We start from the raw sequence: 20,429 nt of genomic DNA, 5'->3' as shown, positions 1-20,429 counted from the left end.
CTACACACCCCATGAGAAGGGAAGCGCCATGCCGCTTACCTGCTCGGAAGATCTTCCAGGCTTCCTCATCACGTTGGACGGCCCCAGCGGTGTCGGCAAGACGACCTGCAGCCGCCTCCTGCGCGACATCCTCACCGCATCGGGCCTGCCTGTGCTCCGCACCACCCAGCCATCCGACTCCCCGATCGGAGCCTTGGCCCGCTCCGGCACCCACGACTTCCACAACCTGGCGTTGACGTGCCTGGTCGCCGCCGACCGCTACCACCACATCGCCACCGTGATAGAGCCCGAACTGCGCGCCGGACGAGTCGTCGTGTGCGACCGGTATGTCCCCTCGGCGTTCGTTCTGGACCGGCTCGACGGCGCTGACGTCGCGTTCATCACCAACCTGTACCGGCATGCCCGCCGCGCCGACCTGGCGGTGTTCCTGCTCGGCGACCCGCAAGTGTGCCTTCGCCGAGCCCAGCAGCGCGGCACCTACAGCCGCTTCCACCGCAGCGACCTGGCCGCCGCCGAAGCAGAGCGCGCCCTGTTCACCGAGACCGCTGAGCACTTCCGCGCCACCGGCACCCCAACGCTGATCCACCAGATCGGCCACGCCGATGCCGGCGCGGTCGCCGCAGCCGTCGCCGAGCCGATCACCACGGCGATCGCCGCCCGCTCCCACCCCTTACCTCGAACGAGGTGACTTCATGAAGGTCGCACTTTTGTACCCCGAGGTCTACGACATGGCGCGCTTCCGCGAGCAGCGCAAGGAGTTCCCGCCGTTCGGCGTGCTCTACCTGGCGGCCGTAACCGAGGCGGCCGGACACCAGGTGGAGATCCACCGCGTCGCCCCCGGCCACACCGCGCTGAACCTGACCGGCTTCGACGCGGTCGGCTTCAGCCTGGCCTCCTCCGCCACCTACGGCTTGATGCTCCAGGCCCGCCGCGAGACCAAGCTCGACCCCGGCACACTCGTCATGGCCGGCGGTGTGCACGCCAACTTCTACCCAACCGAGGTCCTGCACGAACTGGCCGCCGACGTCGTCGCGGACGGCGAATCCGAAGACACCATCCTCCAACTCCTCGACCACGCCCACGACCGGGACTTCACCGGCGTGCCGGGCGTGCTGTTCGCGCGCGACGGCCGCACCACGCGGAGCCCAGAGCGCCGGCTCATGCGCGACATCGACCACCTGCCGCTGCCCGCCCGACACCTGCTGCCGCGCGAGGACATCGTGCTGACCGACCGGCTCGCCGGGACCGATACGCGCATGGCGCACGTGATGTTCAGCCGGGGCTGCCCCTTCCCGTGCTCGTTCTGCGCGGTCGCCCAGCGCCGCATGCAGTACCGAGGAGGGGCCAGCGCCCGGGTCGAGCTCGCCCACCTGATCGACGCCTACGGCATCGAGGGATTCGCGATCGTCGACGACAACTTCATCGTCAACAAGACCAAAGTCGCCGCCATCTGCGCCCAGATCGCGGATCTGGGCCTGCGCTGGTCGGCCCTGTCCCGGGTCGATACCGTCGACCAGGCGCTGCTGGAGACGATGGCCGCCTCGGGCTGCATCGAAATCAAGTACGGAATGGAATCCGGCAGCGAACGCCTGCTGAAAGCGATGCGGAAGAACACCACCCAGGCCAAGATCCGCGCCGCGGTCGAGATGACCTCGGCCGCCGGAATCTCGGCGAAGGTGTTCATCATCCACGGCTACCCCGGCGAGAACATCGAGACCACGCGGCAGACCATCGACCTGCTGCGCGAGCTGCGGCCGATGCTCGGCCGGGTGTCGCTGTTTCGTTTCGTGCCCCTGCCCGGCACCGAGGTGTACGCCAACGCGCTGCTGCACGGCATCCGCGGCACCCACCAGCAACCGGACTGGGACGGCGACTGGAGCAAATTCCACATTCACCACAACACCCGCCGCTGGTGGGGCGACGACGAGGCATGGGCCGAAACCGAGCGGTCCTACGCAGAGTTGCGCAGGTTCGTGGAAGACGAATGGGGCCCGCAGGGATGACGACCGTTGCTAGCCTGCCCCGCATGGCTAGCCCCGGCCCCGAGACGGCGCAAACCCACACCCTCAGCCCTCAGGAGGCCGGCCGACTGTGGAACTGGGTGCTGGCCCGCCAAGGACTCGCCCCGCACACCCGCCGCAGTGGGGTGGAGGAGATCACCGATGCAGGGCTGGGGCTGCACGCCGCCCGGCTGCCCTCGCCCTTCGCCACGGTGGCGGCCCGCGCCGCCGACCCGTCCATCCCGCTGGAGCTGTTCAACCCCGCCGTACGCTCGCGGCTGTTGACCGTGCGATGCATGCGCAAAACCCTGCACACGTTGCCCCTGGACCTCGCCGCTGCCGCGCACGCCGCCACGCTGCGTTTCCGCGAACGAGACGCCCTGCGCGCGATCGTCAACGCCGGCCACGGCCACGCCGCCATCACCGCGGCCACCGCCGCCATCGTGGAGCTGCTGGGCGCGTCAGGGCCGCTGTTCCATCGCACCATCGAGGTCCAGCTGGGCGCGGCGGGGACACCGGTGATGGTGACACGACTGGCGCTGAAGCTCGCCTGGGAGCGAGGCGTCCTGTCCTACCTGAACCAGGCCGCGGGCTGGAACCGTGAGGTGCGCGTCTTCACGCTCACTGCCAGCACCTACCCCACCCTCGACACCGCGCTGGACCCGCACACCGCGGTCGAACTCCTGATGGCCGCCTACCTGGACCGGTACGGCCCGATCAGCATCAAAGACGCAACCTGGTGGTCGGCACTGTCACGCACCGCCGTGACCGAAGCTCTGCAGCGGTCGGGCGTCAAGCTCGTACGGCTGTTCACCCCGTGGAGTCACAGTCCGCTGTACATGAGCGCCCAGCGGTTCGCCGAGTACACCGTGGCCGCCGACGCCGACTACCTCAGCGGGGTGAACCTCCTCGCGCACGAAGATGTCGCGCTCAAGGCGTACTTCGAGACCCGGCGCCGCTACCTGGGCGACCTCGCCCAGCAGGCGGCGTTCAACCAGATCGGCGAGGTCCTGCCCACAATCGTGCTGGACGGCCGCGTGGTCGGCACCTGGAGGTGGGACCCCTCCGCCGGGCGGGTACGCCACCGGCTCATCCCTGGACTGCTGCCAGCCGCCCGGCGCCCCGAGGTTCGAGCAGCCGCCGCCCGGCACACGGCTGTCCTGTGCTCCGGCCTGTACCACGCACCCCGCCCCCGGATCGCACCAGGTCAGCTGTGAAAATCGCGGATTCCGGCGAGCCACAACCGGTGCTGCTGCTAGCGTGGCGCTCTCATCCGTCACATGTGGGAACACCATGCACCCTCTTCCCAACACGCATTCACCGTCGCTGGAAGAACTTCAGCGCTACGTCGCCGAGATGGAGCAGGAACGGGGCTTCACCCACAGCAGCATCGTCGACCAGTGCCTGAAGCTGGCCGAGGAGACCGGCGAAGTCTGCAAGGCGGTGCGTAAGCAGACTGCCATGTCGATCGACCCGACCAGCCAGGTCGGCTCCGTCGGCCAAGAGCTGGCCGACGTTTTGATCTATGTCGCGGCCATCGCCAATCGCGCGGGGATCGACCTCGCTGAAGAGCTGCGCGCCAAGGAACGGATCAACGAGACCCGCATCTGGACGACGCCGGTCAACTCCTAGCCAGGCTCTTCTGATCCGCTGCTCGGAAGATCCGAAGCTCAACTCATCTGGACTGCGACCACGCTCTGCCTGACCATCCCTGCTTGGCGCTGGTCCACGGCACCGACCTGCTCTTCGCCGCCGCCCGCCGCACCCAGCACCGCCGTCCTGCATCAGACCGTGCGGGCCTGCCGCGCCATCGTGGTTCCCACCACCGCGATCACCGACCACCTCCTCTACCTGGCACCCACGCTGGTCACACCTGCATCGAGCACATCCCCTGGGGCGTGCCCGATGCGCTCCTCGCCACCCCGCCGCCGGCCCAACCGCGCACCTGCGAGCCGTTGCGGCTTCTGTACGCCGGACGGCTGACCCCGAAAAAGGGCTCCACACCAGCGCCGAAACCCTGACCAGCATTCCCGGCCCGCACCTGAGCATCGCCGGTCCGCCCGCCGAGTACACCGCACGCCTGGGCGGGCTCGAACGTACCAGAGGCCGCACCACCTATCTCGGCTGACTGCCCCGGCACCGGCTCTGGCAAGCCTTCGCCGACCACGACGCGCTCATCATGCCTCCAGCACGCTGGAAGCCTTCGGCCTGGTCGCCCTCGAAGCCCAAACCTGCGGCCTGCCGGTGCTGTATCGGCCGGTGCCCGGCCTCGTCGAAGTCCTGAATGACTCAGCGCTGGCCGCCGACCTGGCCGACCTCGCCGCCCTCCGCCGCCTCAGCACCGACCACGCTATGTCGGCCGACCTACGCACCGCGGGTCTGGCCAATGCCGCGCGTTTCCCTCTCAGCGCCACCGCCGCTGCGCTCACTGCCGTCCTTCAAGTCGACGGCGACGCGGTATTCGGGGTTGCGATCCTCGGCCCTGAAGGACGGCCGCCACGCCCTCTGCCATGCGATGTGGTGGACGGCCCAGCAGCCGTTGCGATCCTCGGTCGCCCCGGAGGGCGACCGCCACCCGCCCGCAGGCACTGCTCGTCGCGCCGGTCCGGCGTTGCGATCCTCGGTCGTCCCGGAGGGCGACCGCCACCGCCGATCGGCAACGTGACCGCGGTGTTGATCTCGTTGCGATCCTCGGTCGCCACGGAGGGCGACCGCCACCTGGTCACAAACGTAGAGTTCCATCACTCGCTTCGGGGGTTGCGATCCTCGGTCGCCCCGGAGGGGCGACCGCCACTCGTCCACGGTGCGGGAGGCGGTGTAGAGCAGGTTGTTGCGATCCTCGGTCGCCCCGGAGGGCGACCGCCACCGACGCCGGCCCGCCCGGCGCCGCTACACCCCATGGTTGCGATCCTCGGTCGCCCCGGAGGGCGACCGCCACCTCGAACTTATGCTCTAGACGTCCTAGACGTCCAGTTGCGATCCTCGGTCGCCCCGGAGGGCGACCGCCACTTCACCTCGACCCACCACCGCAGTTCGGTCAGGTAGTTGCGATCCTCGGTCGCCCCGGAGGGCGACCGCCACGTGGGGCAGAGACGCTCCGATAATCCGAACCCATGGTGTTGCGATCCTCGGTCGCCCCGGAGGGCGACCGCCACCGCGGAGCGGTGGGGCGGCGGCCTGGTGATGACGGGGCCGTTGCGATCCTCGGTCGCCCCGGAGGGCGACCGCCACCGGGGTGGTGCCGAGCGTCTGCCCGGACACGGTGAGGCTGTTGCGATCCTCGGTCGCCCCGGAGGGCGACCGCCACCGCTTTAAGCCACTGCTCGACGTAGGCCACGTGGCCGTTGCGATCCTCGGTCGCCCCGGAGGGCGACCGCCACCTGCCCGTCGTCGTCGACCACCGGCATCGTGCCCTGTACGTTGCGATCCTCAGTCGCCCCGGAGGGCGACCGCCACGTACAACAAGCACTGGCTGGGCGGGCCCGGCGTGCAGTTGCGATCCTCGGTCGCCCCGGAGGGCGACCGCCACTTGACCAGGCCCTTGGTCGTCATGCGGCCAATCCAGGTGTTGCGATCCTCGGTCGCCCCGGAGGGCGACCGCCACGCGACGGATGCGCGCCACGACACCGCGCCCTCGCACAGTTGCGATCCTCGGTCGCCCCGGAGGGCGACCGCCACCTTCTGGGGTGAGGAGTCCGCCGCCCTGCAAGAGTCGTTGCGATCCTCGGTCGCCCCGGAGGGCGACCGCCACCGGGTCTCCATGGCGGTCCAGACGGCCATCACGCCGTTGCGATCCTCGGTCGCCCCGGAGGGCGACCGCCACCGCCACCTGTGATCGGCCCCCACGTCCCCATCCGGGTTGCGATCCTCGGTCGCCCCGGAGGGCGACCGCCACCCCAGATCCAGATGCTTCAGCGGGAGATCGACAAGCTGTTGCGATCCTCGGTCGCCCCGGAGGGCGACCGCCACCGTTGACGCGGACGCGGGCGCCGCCGTCACCGCGGTTGCGATCCTCGGTCGCCCCGGAGGGCGACCGCCACACCGGTGAACGTCCCCACCCCGGACAACTCCCACCCGTTGCGATCCTCGGTCGCCCCGGAGGGCGACCGCCACGTCCACCTACCAGCTGTTCGACGCCCGGGTGCGGTTGCGATCCTCGGTCGCCCCGGAGGGCGACCGCCACCGGATGTACCGCCACAGGATCGCCCGAACCTGCGGGTTGCGATCCTCTGTCGCCCCGGTGGGCGACCGCCACGACGAACGGTTCGACTGCTCCCGGGCGGCGCGGGTGTTGCGATCCTCAGTCGCCCCGGGGCGACCTCCACTCATCTCGAGGGTGAGCTCCTCGGTCGTCACAGCGTTGCGATCCTCGGTCGCCTCGGGGGCGGCCGCCACCGTCAGTCAGCGGTGCCGCTCCCTGTCGCATCCGCGTTGTTGCGATCCTTGTCGCCCCGGAGGGCGACCGCCACCCATCCGCAACTTGACCGGATTGATCCGCTCACCACGGTTGCGATCCTCGGTTGCCTCAGATGGCGACCGCCACCTCGGAACATTGTCAGTGATGTCATCCCAAAACTGGTTGCGATCCCCGGTCGCCCCGGAGGGCGACTGCCACGTGGTCAAATAGGTTGTCAGCCTGGTCATCGACGGGCGCGTTGCGATCCTCGGTCACCCACCCCGGTGTGACCGCCACGCTGTCACCGTCGCATCGGCGTCAGGCGCCGTGTGATTATTGCGATCCTCGATCACCTGGGGGCAATCGCCAACCGGCGATAAATAGCACATACGTGCGACTAGTGAATGGTTGTTGGATTACTTTCATGCGACGACCCGGGTAAGGGTTACCCCTTCAGCGAGGGCTACCTCGTCAACCCATATCTTGTAGTCGGCGAAGTCGCGTATTGGTTGCCCATCGACTGCGCCGCGCTCCACCTTTACCGAATCGGTGAGAGTGTGGGCAGGGGCAGTGCCGAAGCCGTCCAGGTGCGTGAAGACATACAGGCCGCGAAGTGCCATTTCGGCGCGACCTGCTGCGCGGTCGTGTTCGAACATGAGCGTCATGGCACGCCAAAGCATGGCGAGGTCTTCGGAGGTAACGCCGGTGCGGGCGGCCAGCGGGGCGCTGAAGTGGCCGATGCCGCGATAGAGGCCGTAGGCGATGGCATGCTTGCCGCCCATCTCGGTCTCTTTGTTGTCTGATTCCCGGGTGCGGGTGACGCGGGTGATGCCGTGTTCTTGCGGCATTACGGGGTCGATGGAGCGGGAGAAAGTGAGTTGGAGCGGTCCGCGTACGCGGCCGGCGGGTTTGGTGCCCGTGGCCATGACGGCGCCGAACATGCGCACGTCGAAGAACGTTCGGCACATCCACTGCTGAGCTGACACCTCAGCGGCTTTGCCGTCGGTCAGACCGAGTTCTTCGTAGGCGCGTTCGTGCTGGGAGTTGAGGGAGACGCCAGCCTCGACGTAGATGTCATAGCCGGGCTTGCCTTCGCCGAGCAGGGTGACCATGTTGCGGATCTTGCGCTTGATGGCGACGTCGGTGACGAGGCCTTGCATGGTCTCGGGGTCGGTGCGAGGCATGCCTGCGGCGTCCGGGTCCCCGTTGGGGTTGCCGTCGTGGATGTCGAAGAGGAACACGAAGTCGTGTTTGCGGGTGGGGTCGAGGTGGACCGGCTGGGTCATAGCTGTTGCTCCTTCTCCGGGGAAGTCAGGGAGATCAGGACTGGAGGGCCTCATCGGTGGCGGCTTTGGCTGCCTTAGCCGCTCGGGCGGCGGCCATGTCGTGGGCGCGCTGGTGGTCGTAACCGAGGATGAACTGAACCTGCCCACGGGCGTCCAGATGGGCGGGCAGCCCGGTCCGGTGGTCGATGAGCTGGCTGATGGTGGCTAGCCGGCCATCGAGTGCGAATCCTGCGGCACGGCTTGTCTCTTTGCCGATGAGTTTCTTCAGATGGCCGTTGGCGTTGGTGCGCAGCATGCGCATGGTGGTGGCGGGCTGGGTCATGGCGAGACCGAAGTAGCGGTCGCGGATGGTGGCGTTGGTGTCGGGCAAGGCCCGACGCTGAATGGCCTCCAGCACGGCGAACAGCCTTCCCCAGACATAGGCGGGGTCTGTGGAGGTCTCATCAAGGCCCGTCATGATGTTCTCCTTGTACGGGGGCCGGTTGAGCGCTAGCCGGAGTAGGGCTACGCGGGGCAAGTCGACGTGGTGGTCGTTACGAATGCGGTGAAGCAGGTGCGGTACCAGGCTGGAGGGCAGCGCTGCCTGGTGGAGGGCGGCGTGCAGCAGGTCGCGCTCCAGGCCGTGGGCGGCACTGCCTGGGTCGTACGCCTTACGCCCGCGGTGCCAGCGGCCGCTCGCCCGGGCCATCTGCCGCAAGGGCACATAGTGCACGCCGTCTTCCCACATCTGGGTGGAGCCATGGTCCGAGAACCATGCGGCGATCCTTCTCTTGATCTCAGGGAGGGGAACATCGAGCCAGTCACGCACCACGATGCGGCTCTGATTGGCTGACAGAGTCACGGCATAGAAGGCGTTGTCGTCGACCACCGTTCCGGTTCGGCCGCGCCAGACCTCCTGGAGCAGCCGTTCGACGTCCTTGAGGTGCGGGGCGTCGATGATGAGTGGGTTGAACGGATCGGGGTCGCGCAGCCACCAAATGAGGACAGTATCGTCACCGCGGCGTCGATGCTGATCGTTCGAGAGCAGGTCGGCGAGCCCAGCCATGGCCGCGCTGCCGCACTGTTCACAGAGGGGGGTGTTGGCGAGCTGAAGGGTGCTCATCCGGCCTTGCGCGGCAGTATTCACCGAGATCAGTGCGGCGTCCCGGCCGCGTTTGGGTCTCCCGGACGGATCCAGGCCAACGGGGATGAGGGTGCTCTTGACCATCTCCGGAATGGTCTTCAGCAGCGGCCCCACCTGCGCGCAGACCAGGCAGAGGCCGGCGCGGCCGGAACTCTTGCGCTCCCTGGCGACCTGAGCCCAGAAGCCGATGGCAGACGGGCGCAGGTGTGCCCATTCGCCATCGACCAAGATGCCGATCAGGTCAGAGGATTTCGCGTCTTCGGGCAGGATCTGCAGCAGGTCGAGGTGCCGCTCTGCCTTGAACGTTTCCCACACCAGCTCGGCGATTGGATCGGCACTCGCCTCAGCCCAAGCCTCAAGAAGGTCGAGGTAGGCGTCGTTGCGGCGGTCGGCGCCTGCCTGGGCCTTGTCGGTGTCGTCCTTGGCGACGGCCAGGCCATATTCGAGGGTGTCGACTAGGAGCATTGCCGCCACCCCGCTGGTGCGGGTCAGGTAGGGCGTAGGCAGGGGCGAGCCTTGCTTGTGATCGGCGTCGGCGCGGCTGATCAGTGAGAGCTTCCCGGTACGGGTGAGTGTGATGGCCCATCGCACGGCGCGGTTACGGAAGTAGCGGGGAGTCTTGTCACCAACCGCGGTTTCGGCATGTTCGGCCAGGCGTTGGATGAGCATGGGTTCACGTCCTGCTCTTGGCTGGGGCAGCGGATGGCAGCTCCAGGCCGTGCGGGGGAACGTGCATGATGCCAAGGTCAAGGCGTGCCAGGAACCAGCGGTAGGCCTCGCCGTCTGGCCGATAGTCGATGCTGTGCAGCATGACTCCTAGGTCCCGATCGTCTTTGATCGGCTTGGCCGAACTGGGGCGCCCGAACTGGGCGGAGAACTCTCGGGTGCCCAGGAAGGGCTGGGAGTAGCAGGCACCTTTGTCGACGCGGCGACGGAACTGTTCGCGATACTTCACCTCACTGTCGCGGACGTCCGGCCGCAGCTGTACTTGGGCGTAGATGCGATAGGCGACGTCGCGCAGCGCGACCGTGTTGCGCTGGTCGCGGTCGTTTTCCACGTCATAGCGCAGCGTGGGGTCGACCATGGCGCGACGAACCCAGTCTTCGGAGACCACGGACTTGACTTCGTTGCGGCGGATGGAGAACCAACGGATCGGCTTGAGCACCTCAATCTTGCAGATGATGTACTGGAACTCTGGCTTCCAGAAGATCGCCTCAAGTACGCCGCGAGCAGCCGACGGGGTCATGATCTCGTAGCTGAACCGTTCCGCCTTGAGCTCCGGCCGGGTGAAGCAGGCCAAGTCGCCGCTTACTTCGACGACCAGCGGAGGATGCGGATAGTACGGGTGCTGAAGTGCGCTCACTTATTGTAGTCCTCCGGCTTCGGATAGGCGAACTCGATTCCACGCTCGGGGTGGTAGGGGCCGAGCCACTCGTACAAGTCACCGACGAGCTCGGCAGCCAGTCCTCGCGCGACGGCGTACTTGGCCAAGGGCGCGGGCAGGGTGGCCAGGTAAGGCTGAAGACGGCGAAAGACCGCCGGCTCGATGCGCTCCGGATTGTGGAGGCGTTCCTTCAACTCGTCGCGTTCGGCCTCGTCGCCGTACGGAACGAGGATAGGAACGCTCAGCTCGTCGATCATGCGGAACTGCTTGGCAACGGTCGGAAAGTCGAACTCGGCACGTCGATCTTGTATCTGCCTGCCCGTTCCGCTGCCCTCGACGTTCTTCACCGCGTACCTGTCCCGGTAGTAGATCCGCAGCGTGGACAGGTGATCAGGATCTTCTCCGTCCGGTCCGAAGTAGGAGCAACTGACACCTAATGCGGCCCCATAGACCAGTTCTGTGCCCCGAGTACTGCCGTCGGCTGGGTCGAACACGATGACCTTGCCCTCGCTGAGAGTGCCGTTACGGTTGGCCCGCCCAGCAGCCTGCTGCAGCGCTTCAGCAGGGGCCATCGCGCGGTAGACCGTCGGAAAGTCCAGGTCGACCCCCGCCTCGACCAACTGCGTGCTCACCACCGCGACCGGCAGACCGTTCTCGAGTCGCATGCGGACCAAATCCAGGACTGCCCGGCGGTGGGCACTCGCCATGCGGGTCGACAGATGCAGCACCGGTCCGTCATGTCGCCAAACGGCGGCGAGCTCCTCATGCAGCCGCATAGCGTCTCCTGTGGTGTTGACGATCAACAGGACTTGCTTCTCGCCAGCGGCCTCTTGGGCGACTTGCCGGAAGGTGGGTTTTGGGTCGCACCACCAGCGATAGCGGACTCGGCGCAACCGGTCATAGAGCGGCTGGGGTCTAGCAATCACGTCTCTTGCCTGCAAGCCGCGGAAGATGTCCAGGTCGAAGAAGGCCGGCTGCGTCGCAGACGCCAGCAGCACACTCGACCCGAAGTATTCGGTCAGATGACGCAGCGCCGACAGGATCGGCAGCAGCATGGCGTCGGGCAGGGCTTGCACCTCATCCAGCACGATCACCGCGCCGGCCAGTCGGTGCACCTTGCGCATCGCTGACGGCTTACGGCTGAACAGCGACTCGAACAACTGCACCGTGGTCGTGACCACGACTGGAGCGTCCCAGTTCTCTGCCGCCAGCTTCTGCCACTTCCTCCCGCGGGGCTGCCGATGCAGGTCGATGCTGCTGTGGTGCTCCAGTACATGGGTGTCACCGAATAGGTCCCGGTAGACCTGAGCGTTCTGCTCGGTGATCGACATGTAGGGTACGGCGATGATTACCCGACGCAGCCCATGCTCAGCAGCGTGATGCACGGCAAACCCACCCGCAGCGATGGTCTTGCCTGAGCCGGTCGGTGCAGGAAAGGGAAAGATGCCTCTCGGCTGTAACGCCGTCTGAACTGCTTGCTCATAAACTTCTGCGCGAATCGCATCCACCGGGGTCGGCGAGCTGCCCATCCGCCGTTTCAGGTAAGCAGACCGTGCCTCTTCAAAAGGCTCGGACAGCGTGCCTAGAGAAGTCGCTACAGGCAATGACCGTCCCCTGAAGTGTTGAGCTGTATCGAGGAAGTCAGCGTCGACGAGGGCGCTGAACGCCATCCGTATCAGTAGTTCGACCGCATGAAGGTCGTTGGCCGAGGCCACCCAGGCTGGCATCTTCGGCGCCGGCGCCGTACGAATCTCAGGAATCAGCGCGGCAGCCCGGTCGATCGCCTCCTGGACCCGGTCGCGCGCCTCGGTCTCGGCCAGATACAGACAACGCTTGAGGTCCTGCGTGTCCGGAAGACCGCCGTGGTGACCAAGCAGCGGCATGCTAAAGAAGCCCAACCCCGCTGTGCGCGCTGCCAGCCACGTACCGGCCGCCTTGTGATCGATGCCCCTTCCCTCGGCATCAACCACTCGTCCACCCGCGGCTTCCGCCCTCAGCAATCCCTCCTGCCAGGCGCACCCGGCCTTACCGACGTCGTGGACCAGCCCTAGATACGCCCCTAAGCTCCGCGCATCGAACGCATCTGCGAATTCGCCTGCCAATAGCGATGTACCACGAAGGTGTTCCGTTAGGGCGTGTCGCCTTCCGGCTCGATTTGCACTATGTGCCCACATTTCATCCATTACAGCCCGATTCGATCGGCTACCGACTGCCGCCCGAGAACTCTACGTTCGGCGACCGACAAAACCTACGAGACTCGGAGCTGGTTTCACGGGCTAACCGAAACTTCTGTTTGCTGCGGGCCGGAATAGCCCGCAGCAACAGAAAACAGTCTTCCCGTAATTGCCCGGGAGGCCGTCTCAATTGCGATTCTCAGCGCACTCTCCACAAGCGCGCTGCCTCCATATAGCAGGCTAACCTGCGCTGCTACGAATAGTAGGGCTTTTGGGGAAGGCCAACGGGGCTTCTGGTTCTGAGAGGGTCTATTAGGAGTGAGCGAACCATCTTGGCCAACTTCGAGACGAGGCTGATTGGCGGCTGTAGCCTCGCGTTCGTCCCTGCCAACCAAGAGGCGCCGCCCCACCTCTCAAGCCGGACGGCGCCCCAGATCTCAAGGAGATCCATGTCCAAGTATCCCCCAGACACCGAGCATCGACGCCCGTCCGACGTGGCGGCCGTGGCGGGCTTGATAGCGATTCTTCTTGCGGGTGGCGCCCTGATCACCCTCGTCGGCCTCAGCCCCAGCGAACTTGTCACGGTTGCTACCGCGCTTGGAGGCTTATGCATGGCATGGAACACGAGGGCCCGCTAACCTGCGGGACCCGCAGAGCCTTTCATCAGGCGATGGATCGCATTTAAGTGCCTCTGATCTAGAAGGATAGGGCTTGCCTAGATCTTATCCACGCAGATCAGAGGCACTTTCCACGTAGGTGTGCCTGGCACCGAAAGATCACCTCCAGTAACGCCGCCGGACTCCTCTCTTTGGTGGGCCCCTGATACTCCTAGGGCGGCCTAACAGGCCATATAGTTCTCAGTCAGAGAACATGCTTTTGTCTCAGCCGAGGGAGTGCAATCCCTATTCAGATACGTGGCGGTCACTCTCCGGAGGTGGCCGAGCATCGCAACTACGTCCCTGAAGGGGAGATCACCGAACGAGATGAAGGTGTGGCCGCTTGTCGGGGAGGCCGGGACCGCAACGCCGAAGAAGTCGAAGGCGGCTACCCCGCTCCCAAGTGGCGGTCATCCTTCGGGGGGACCGAGGATCGCAACCAGAACTGGAAGACACCCGAGGCCCCGGGAACGACTGGTGGCGGTCGCCCTCCGGGGCGACCGAGGATCGCAATGTCGACACGCTGACGACGATCGTGGCTGGCTGGACATGGCGGTCGCCCTTCGGGGGGACCGAGGATCGCAACTGCCTAAACTGCGGCGAGGAACTCACCCTCAGCCCGGGTGGCGGTCGCTCTTCGGGGCGGCCGAGGATCGCAACGCGATTGCGGTCTTCGGGACGCTGCATCTGCTGTGGTGGCGGTCGTCCTCCGGGGCGGCCGAGGATCGCAACTATGAACGCTATGGCGACGATCTTTACCTATTCACGTGGCGGTCGCCCTCCAGGGCGACCGAGGATCGCAACGTGATCGGCACCCTGGTAGGCGGGGGCCTGCTCGAGTGGCGGTCGCCCTCCGGGGCGGCCGAGCATCGCAACGTATCGTCTTGTGGTGATCGAGTTCAAGGAGAGTCGGGTGGCGGTCGCCCTCCGGGGCGCCCGAGGATCGCAACGCCACCTCGTGCTCCTGCATGAGCGTCGTCTCCGGTGACGGTCGCCTCCGGGACGGCCGAGGATCGCAACGCCGCTCTCCGTGGACGCTGGGCCGCCCCTGAGGGTGGCGGTCGCCCTCCGGGGTGGCCGAGGATCGCAACGAACTTGCCGAACCCCCAGGCGGCCAGGGTCACGGATGGCGGTCGCCCTTCGGGCGGCCGAGGATCGCAACACCGTCCCGAACGACGACCTGCTGCACGCGGTGCTCGGTGGCGGTCGCCCTTCGGGCGGCCGGGGATCGCAACTGCCCGTCGTGCGTGTGGGACGTGAAGACGAAGCTGGTGGCGGTCGCCCTTCGGGGCGGCCGAGGATCGCAACGCCGGGTGGACGGCTGACCTGTCCGGCGGCAAGTGGGGTGGCGGTCACCTTCCGAGGTGGCCGAGGATCGCAACACCCCGGACGGCACCCCGCGGTACACCGTGATGTGTGGCGGTTGCCCTTCGGGGCGGCCGAGGATCGTAACTCTTCCAGGTGGTCGTAGACGTGCTGGGTGACCAGGTACGGTGGCGGTCGCCCTTCGTGGCGTCCGAGGATCGCAACGCTGGGGTGATGTCAGTCGTGGCCACCACCGATTCCGGTGGCGGTCGCCCTTCGGGGCGGCCGAGGATCGCAACTTCCGGCCCGGTATCACGAAGTGCTACTGGGTGCCCGTGGCGGTCGCCCTCCGGGGCGGCCGAGGATCGCAACTCCGGCACCCTGCACATCCCCAACACGAAGGTCGCCGCGTGGCGGTCGCCCTTCGAGGCGGCCGAGGATCGCAGCGAAGGGGCGCCGTTCGAGGAGCCCGCGAACCCAAAGTGGCGGCCGCCTACTGAGTCCCGTCTCTTGGCCTCTTCTACGAAATAACCTAGCTCCTGTCCCGCTAGGTCTAGCGGCTCTGCTAGCGGAAGGCCCGCACTCTCACCTGCTGTTTAGCGTTCTAGCGCCCCATGCGAACGCCCCTGGATGAGCCCAGAGGCGTTCACCGGAGAGCGTGAGCGACTAACGCTAGATCTTCCTCTTGCGCAGCGCCCCGGCCACGTCGGCACGGTGGAAGCCCTTGCGGTTGCGGCCTTTACCCGAGCTGTCGCGGCTCCACGTATCGTCCGTCCTGACACCGCATTCCTTGAGGCGTGCGGTCAGCGTGGCGGTCTTGGCGTCGTCCTCCAAGTCCGCCCACTGGCTGTAGGCGTCCGGCCGAAACTCGGCCAGCCGGTCCACGACCGTGCTGTTCCAGACTTTTTCCTCCTTGGCCGTGGTCACGGTCAGGATGTCGGCCAGCAGGTCGTAGGAGGCCCGCCTGGCCGGTTCTTGACCGATGGCCTGTCCGGACAGCGTGCCGGCTGCCTGGCGGAGTTGGTGGGCGCGTTCGGCGATCAGCTCTGAGGTGGGGCCGTCGAGGTAGGCCGAGCGGACGATGATCGGATCCTCGGCGATGCCGACCGCCCAGGAGATGCCTCTGTCGTTCAGCGTGAACATGGTGGCCTTGACCCCGGCCTGGTGCATACCGGTGCCCAGGATCATGTCGTTCTCCTGCCAGCCCATCACCCGCAGGCAGATCCGGATGCCCGCGTTCGCGGAGATGGCCTTGGGCAGGCTGTCCTTGTCCGGCCGCTGGGTGGCCAGGATGAGAATGATCCCCAGAGCGGGGCCGCGCTTGATGATCGCGGTCGCGTACTTGGCGGCCTCCTCGCCGTACTCGTCGTCGGCGAACAACTCCTGGCATTCGTCGATCGCGACCACCATCGGGTGCAGCCCCAGGTCCTTGCGGGCCGCGAGATCGGGCGTGACCTTGAACTCCGGCGCCTGATAGCGCGGCAGGCCGTCGATGACCTCTGCGCGCCGGTCCAGCTCGGCGTATACCTCGGCCAGCGAGGCGACACACGCCGCCTTCGCGGAGTCGGTGGCGCCCTTGGCGTAGTGGTGAGCCACCTTCTCCAGCGCCGACAGGTCACCGGTGCCCTTCAGCTCGAACAGCCGCAGCTCGGCCAGCGGGTCCAGCGCGCAAGCCAGCAGGAGGACCCGCAGCGCGAACGTCTTGCCGTAGCGCGGCATCGAGCCGATGAGCACGTTGGCGAACATCAGCAGGATCGACACCGGCCGGCCGCGCTGATCGTTGCCGTACGGGATCGGGTCGAACAGGCTGACCTGGCCCGACTTCAGCAGCGGCCAGGCGGGCTGCCTGGCCTTGCGCATCTCCTGATCGCCGACCCACAGCACCAGGCGACCGGGGTGCTCCTCCGACACAGGTTCGGGCCATACACAGCCCAGGGCGCGCCGAAGGCCGGAGGCGAGTTTGTCGCGCTTGTCCAGCACCTCCGCTACGGTCACGCCGAGCGGGAGATCCACCTCGGCCCGCCAGCCGGGTCCGTCCCGCATGATCGGAGCGGGAAAGGTGATGCCGCGTCCCTTCTTGCCGAGCGCCTGGTTGATGGCGGAGATGCCGAGTGAACCGAGCGCGTCCAGCACCTGGTCACTGGTGAGCTTCCGCACCCGGCTCGGAACGACCGCCCGATCCAGCAGCGGCTGGTCAGCAGGCGTCCCGATCAGGCCCGCCGCAGCGACGAGCACGCCGACGATCGCCCACTGGGCCCAGGCCGGCGCGGCCACCGCCACGAAAATGCTCACCAGCGTCAGAGTGACGGCACCGATGAGGAGGGTCCACAGCCGGGCTCTGACCCGGTTGTCGCGCTGCCGCGACAGCGCCAAGTACTCCGCGGACTCCTCCTTCGACACGGCCGCTCGGCGGACCGGGCGGCCTTCCAGATCGAACAGCCAGGAGACCAGTTCCACGAGCACCCGCCAGGCACCGGCCGGGGTTCGGGCCAGGAGCTTGGCCGCGTACTTCGGGAGGCGGAGCGCGTGATAGGCCAGCACGTAGCCGGTGTGCTCGGCCTGCCACGCGAGCACCTGCACCGCATCCGCCCGCGACCTCAGCCACACCGGGACCAGCGGCGCGCGCTCCTGACGGCGTGCAGCCAGCTCAGCGAGCACATCCACCGGGCCGGACTCATGTGGCTGATCTACCGGGACAACCCGGCCCTCAAGAACCTCGTTCTGGCTATCAACCTCCCCTGTCGGCTCCTCCGAGGCCGGCGCGCAGGTGTACGCACGGTCGACCGGCGCGATCTCCTCCGGGGAGGCGACCACGACGTTGTCGCGCGTCTCATCGGTAACCGTCACGCCTCCGCCTCCGCCCGAGTGACCGACGATCCACAGGCGCCCCCCACTGCGGGTCGGTGCACCGGACGTTCGGCGTGGCCTCGCGCGCACCATGGAGGAGGAATAGGCACACGTGAATGGCGTGGATGATGTTCTTCACGCCGCGGCCGCCTCGCCCAAGGGCACACCGTCCGCCGGTGGTACGGCGGCCTCTGCCTCTGACGTCTCGGCCCCTTTCGTCTCGGTCACCTGAGTCCGCTCCTGCTCCACCTCGGCAATGATCTCTTCGGCCTCACGCTGCTCCAGCCCCCACCGGTTCATGAGCGGGCGTCGGCCAAGGCGCTGCTTACCCTCGCTGAGGCTGTCGATGTAGGCGAGCCGGGCCGCCTCGTACCGGTCAGTGGGCAAGACCGGCACCGCGCGTTCCACCTCGACGACCGTTTCGGCGGGCTGGCACACGTGCTCATTGGCCGAGGACTCGTCCGCCGGACGTCGGGTGTTGCGGACGATCCACATGAGCAGCTCGTACGCTCCCGCGAACGCCACGGGTGCCAGGGCGCTGATCAGGCGCGATCCGAGTCCGCCGGACCAGCCGTGCGCCACGTTGGCCGCGAGGGTCACCGCCCCTCCCAGGGCGAGCGCGACCCATGCCAGGACTGGCACACGGAGCTGGCGGCGGGAGCAGTAGACCATCACCAGGGAGGCCATGACGATCACTCCGTCGGACATCGCGGGGTAGAGGATGGCCATGTCGTGCCGCTCCCCCAGAGCGATGGCCAGAGCGTAGAAGTGGTGGTACGACACGTAGGCGGCCGCGCCGGCGACCGCCAGCAAGACGGCCACCGCGAAACCGAGGATGACCCGGTCTCCGAGCCGACCTGTGCCGGGGCCGGAAGGGGGTGCGCTGACCGGCGCGGTCTTTCCGCGATCGGCTTGGAACAGCTTGCTGAAGAAGCGCCGGGTGCGCTCGGGCGGGGCCGCTTTCGCGGACATCGTTTCGCCGTCAATTGGTTGTGTGGAAGGGTGGCGCATGGCCTGGCTCCTGGTTTGGTCAGGGTGCTGGGTCACAGGCCGGGGTTCGGTGTTGTAGTCACCGAGCCCTGGCCGCCGTCCTGCCGCTGTCCGGGCGCAGCGCGATTAGCTGTTGAAGATCTCGGATGGGCAGGTGCTGGACTTCCCTGTGAATATGCGTGCGCCGCGCGGTGGAACCCGATCTCGTTGGGGTGGGTCGGGGAGCGGCCTTCTGCACGCCTATTCCGGGCACGAGACGTCCAGCCACGGAGCGTCGAAGTTACTCAGGAGATAGGCGATCGGTTCAAGTCCGGCCTCGGACACAAACCGAACGCACATGTGGGGGCTCCGGAGCAATCCGGGCCTCCACATACTGCTTTTCCAGGTAGAAAGTGAGCTTCAGCCCGAGCTGGGTGTAGAGCGCGGCCTTGTCGTCCGGGTCCGCTTCACCGACCAGCCGCACCAGGTCGCCGACCTCCTCGATCATCGACCTGATCTCCGCGACGCTGATGCGCTGCGCGGCCGGGGCGGCCTTGAGCTCACCCACCAGGTGGGCGCGTTCAATCTTCGTCTCGTTGATCCATCCGGCGATCTCGATAGGGTCCCCTCCGGCATCGAGGGCAGAGCGGTACTGACCCAGCTTGCGATCACACTTGGACAGGCGTTTCCGCAAGTCGACCAGGGCCGCCTCGTTGGGGTCGATCACCTGCTCTGCCATCGCCGCGATCGTGCGTTCCAGCGACTTCGGCCCGAACTCGGTCCCCAGCCGGCCATCGACCTCATCCAAGATCTCCGACTCCCGCAGGTCATCCGCAGCGCCGCCTCCGACGAACAGACCGCGACCCGCCTCTACAGCGCTCAACCCCATCGAGGACTGGCCCGGCCTCCACCAGATCCCCCTCTACAACGAGCCCACCCTGCTGTGGCCCGCGCCGGGCATCCCACGCAGCAGGCGCATACGCTGCCGGAACTGCTCCACTATCCATGGATCGTCCCGCTCCAACAGACCGCGCTGAAGCACGACCGACAGACGCCGCACCACGTCCAAGGGGTGAACGCCGGCAAGTTGCCGCGCCGACGCGCGATCCCTTGCGTTCAGACGTGAGCGCAGCGGCACGCCTTCCGTCCGCATCCGATTCCGCGCTACAGGGCGGCTTCGTTCATGTCGACCATGGTGTCGAACGCCGGCAGGCCTCCAGCGGGAGCGCGGACGACGCCGACCTGAGCCGGCTTGGGCCGTGCGATGGTCGTGGCGGAACCCCAGGACACGGCCTTGATCACAGCGCCGCCGTCGGCCCCTTTCCGCTTGTCCTCGACACTCCAGCCCGACCCGAACTGGAAGGGCAGGCCATTCGCATCGAAAATGATGCGCCAGCCGACGGCCCTGTTTGCGATACTCGCGTCAGGCCGCTTCCCGGCCACCTCACGAAATGTGGGCGACAATTTGTAGAGCTCGCCGAACGTGATGGAGCCCGAATACCATCCAGTCTTCCTCATGGCCGGAGTTTTGCCGGCCGGATTCGGCAGGCCGAACTTCCGCTCGTCGGCGTCGGCAATCAGCGTCTTGAGCGTTCGGATCTCGAAGATGTTGATGACCTGGTCACGGAAAGCCGTGGCCGCGGGGGTGCCCTTTCCGCGCCGCGCCCAGGTCTTTCCCTCAGGCAGGCCGGCGGTCCACAACCGCCCCGTGTCGTAGAACCAGCCGTTCGTGTTGACCCAGCGGTGCGGCCGAGTCTGAGTGAGCAGGCTTTTCGCGACCAGATCGCCTTCGGCGGCGTGTTCCTTGGCGAGCGGGAGGTTCTCCCTGTCGAAGTTCACCCGGCGGGTGAGCCCTACCGCGGCGACTCCGTTCCTGCCCAGTTGCAGCCTTCCGTCCTGGATCGGGTTGAAGCGGAACACGCGGGCCATGTTGTCGGCGGATCTGTTTCTGCCGTTGAACGTGACGGTGCCGTACTGGGTGAACTTCATACTCGCGCCTTTGACAAGCTGCTGCTGCACGGCGCGCACCACATCAGGAATGGCGGCCTCGGCCGGAACCGGCGTTACGAGCATCGCCGCGGGGCCGATGAGTACGGCGGACAAGAGCACTGGTGAACGGCGCATCGACGTATGCCTTCTGCTACAGGCCAGAGAACGGCCACTGAGGTGATCTCAGAGAAATAATTCAGGGCGATTGGGGATTTCTGGGACGCAGGCGGTGACGTATCGGGCCTTTCGGGAGGAGTCGTCGAAGGCCGGAGATGAGCGTGGAGCCTCCGGTAGATGAGT

12 protein-coding genes, 1 pseudogene and 1 CRISPR repeat array are annotated in these 20,429 nt (G+C 66.8%); of the genes and pseudogenes, 5 read left to right on the top strand and 8 right to left on the bottom strand.

Annotation, left to right across the window (positions count from 1 at the left end; genetic code table 11):
• Positions 1-28: 28 nt before the first annotated feature.
• From tmk to ABD999_RS43875, 5 genes and pseudogenes are all read left to right on the top strand, one after another.
• Positions 29-688, top strand: coding sequence for a dTMP kinase (tmk, locus tag ABD999_RS08890; protein ID WP_271275223.1), 660 nt, complete (start codon positions 29-31; stop codon positions 686-688).
• A gap of 4 nt (positions 689-692) precedes the next feature.
• Positions 693-2,003 (top strand): B12-binding domain-containing radical SAM protein, encoded by a 1,311-nt coding sequence (locus tag ABD999_RS08885; protein ID WP_271275222.1) that lies wholly within the window; start codon positions 693-695, stop codon positions 2,001-2,003.
• A gap of 23 nt (positions 2,004-2,026) precedes the next feature.
• Positions 2,027-3,217, top strand: a complete 1,191-nt coding sequence (locus ABD999_RS08880) for a DNA glycosylase AlkZ-like family protein (RefSeq protein ID WP_271275221.1) — start codon at positions 2,027-2,029, stop codon at positions 3,215-3,217.
• Between the two features lie 76 nt (positions 3,218-3,293).
• Positions 3,294-3,632, top strand: coding sequence for a MazG nucleotide pyrophosphohydrolase domain-containing protein (locus ABD999_RS08875; RefSeq protein ID WP_271275220.1), 339 nt, complete (start codon positions 3,294-3,296; stop codon positions 3,630-3,632).
• A gap of 492 nt (positions 3,633-4,124) precedes the next feature.
• Positions 4,125-4,277 (top strand): annotated as a pseudogene (locus ABD999_RS43875) (glycosyltransferase); the annotation flags it as partial.
• Positions 4,278-4,828: 551 nt separating this feature from the next.
• Positions 4,829-6,255: a CRISPR direct-repeat array (repeat unit 37 nt; unit sequence GTTGCGATCCTCGGTCGCCCCGGAGGGCGACCGCCAC).
• Positions 6,256-6,818: 563 nt separating this feature from the next.
• Here ABD999_RS43875 and cas7c read toward each other — a convergent pair.
• The 8 genes from cas7c to ABD999_RS08835 all read right to left on the bottom strand — a co-directional run bounded on the left by cas7c (position 6,819) and on the right by ABD999_RS08835 (position 20,243).
• Positions 6,819-7,682 carry a type I-C CRISPR-associated protein Cas7/Csd2 gene (cas7c, locus tag ABD999_RS08870; RefSeq protein ID WP_271279768.1) on the bottom strand — a complete coding sequence of 288 codons (864 nt, stop codon included), beginning with the start codon at positions 7,680-7,682 and terminating at the stop codon, positions 6,819-6,821.
• Between the two features lie 34 nt (positions 7,683-7,716).
• Positions 7,717-9,474 (bottom strand): type I-C CRISPR-associated protein Cas8c/Csd1, encoded by a 1,758-nt coding sequence (gene cas8c, locus ABD999_RS08865; RefSeq protein WP_271279767.1) that lies wholly within the window; start codon positions 9,472-9,474, stop codon positions 7,717-7,719.
• A 4-nt stretch (positions 9,475-9,478) separates the two neighbouring features.
• The gene (gene cas5c, locus ABD999_RS08860; protein ID WP_271279766.1) at positions 9,479-10,168 is read right to left on the bottom strand and encodes a type I-C CRISPR-associated protein Cas5c; all 690 of its coding nucleotides are present in this window, start codon (positions 10,166-10,168) and stop codon (positions 9,479-9,481) included.
• Positions 10,165-12,372 (bottom strand): CRISPR-associated helicase Cas3', encoded by a 2,208-nt coding sequence (cas3, locus tag ABD999_RS08855; RefSeq protein ID WP_271279765.1) that lies wholly within the window; start codon positions 12,370-12,372, stop codon positions 10,165-10,167. Before cas3 ends, cas5c begins: the two co-directional genes overlap by 4 nt.
• A gap of 2,624 nt (positions 12,373-14,996) precedes the next feature.
• Entirely contained in the window at positions 14,997-17,171 is a 2,175-nt protein-coding gene (locus tag ABD999_RS08850; protein WP_271279764.1) for an FtsK/SpoIIIE domain-containing protein, read from the bottom strand.
• 135 nt (positions 17,172-17,306) lie between these two features.
• On the bottom strand, positions 17,307-18,182 hold the full coding sequence (locus tag ABD999_RS08845; protein WP_271279763.1) for a DUF2637 domain-containing protein: 876 nt from the start codon (positions 18,180-18,182) through the stop codon (positions 17,307-17,309).
• 283 nt (positions 18,183-18,465) lie between these two features.
• Positions 18,466-18,948 (bottom strand): hypothetical protein, encoded by a 483-nt coding sequence (locus ABD999_RS08840; protein ID WP_271279762.1) that lies wholly within the window; start codon positions 18,946-18,948, stop codon positions 18,466-18,468.
• A gap of 356 nt (positions 18,949-19,304) precedes the next feature.
• Positions 19,305-20,243, bottom strand: coding sequence for a hypothetical protein (locus tag ABD999_RS08835; protein ID WP_345482647.1), 939 nt, complete (start codon positions 20,241-20,243; stop codon positions 19,305-19,307).
• Positions 20,244-20,429 lie beyond the last annotated feature (186 nt).

Source organism: Nonomuraea ferruginea, assembly GCF_039540635.1.
Classification (GTDB): domain Bacteria; phylum Actinomycetota; class Actinomycetes; order Streptosporangiales; family Streptosporangiaceae; genus Nonomuraea; species Nonomuraea ferruginea.
The sequence above is the reverse complement of the archived record's forward strand: the minus strand, read 5'-3'. Positions and strand labels throughout refer to the sequence as shown.

Excerpts from the sequence above, each read along its gene's own strand:
- tmk (WP_271275223.1), top strand. The coding sequence starts at position 29 with ATGCCGCTTACCTGCTCGGAAGATCTTCCAGGCTTCCTCATCACGTTG.
- ABD999_RS08845 (WP_271279763.1), bottom strand. The coding sequence starts at position 18,182 with ATGCGCCACCCTTCCACACAACCAATTGACGGCGAAACGATGTCCGCG.
- ABD999_RS08885 (WP_271275222.1), top strand. The coding sequence starts at position 693 with ATGAAGGTCGCACTTTTGTACCCCGAGGTCTACGACATGGCGCGCTTC.
- ABD999_RS08880 (WP_271275221.1), top strand. The coding sequence starts at position 2,027 with ATGGCTAGCCCCGGCCCCGAGACGGCGCAAACCCACACCCTCAGCCCT.
- cas3 (WP_271279765.1), bottom strand. The coding sequence starts at position 12,372 with ATGGATGAAATGTGGGCACATAGTGCAAATCGAGCCGGAAGGCGACAC.
- cas7c (WP_271279768.1), bottom strand. The coding sequence starts at position 7,682 with ATGACCCAGCCGGTCCACCTCGACCCCACCCGCAAACACGACTTCGTG.
- cas8c (WP_271279767.1), bottom strand. The coding sequence starts at position 9,474 with ATGCTCATCCAACGCCTGGCCGAACATGCCGAAACCGCGGTTGGTGAC.
- ABD999_RS08875 (WP_271275220.1), top strand. The coding sequence starts at position 3,294 with ATGCACCCTCTTCCCAACACGCATTCACCGTCGCTGGAAGAACTTCAG.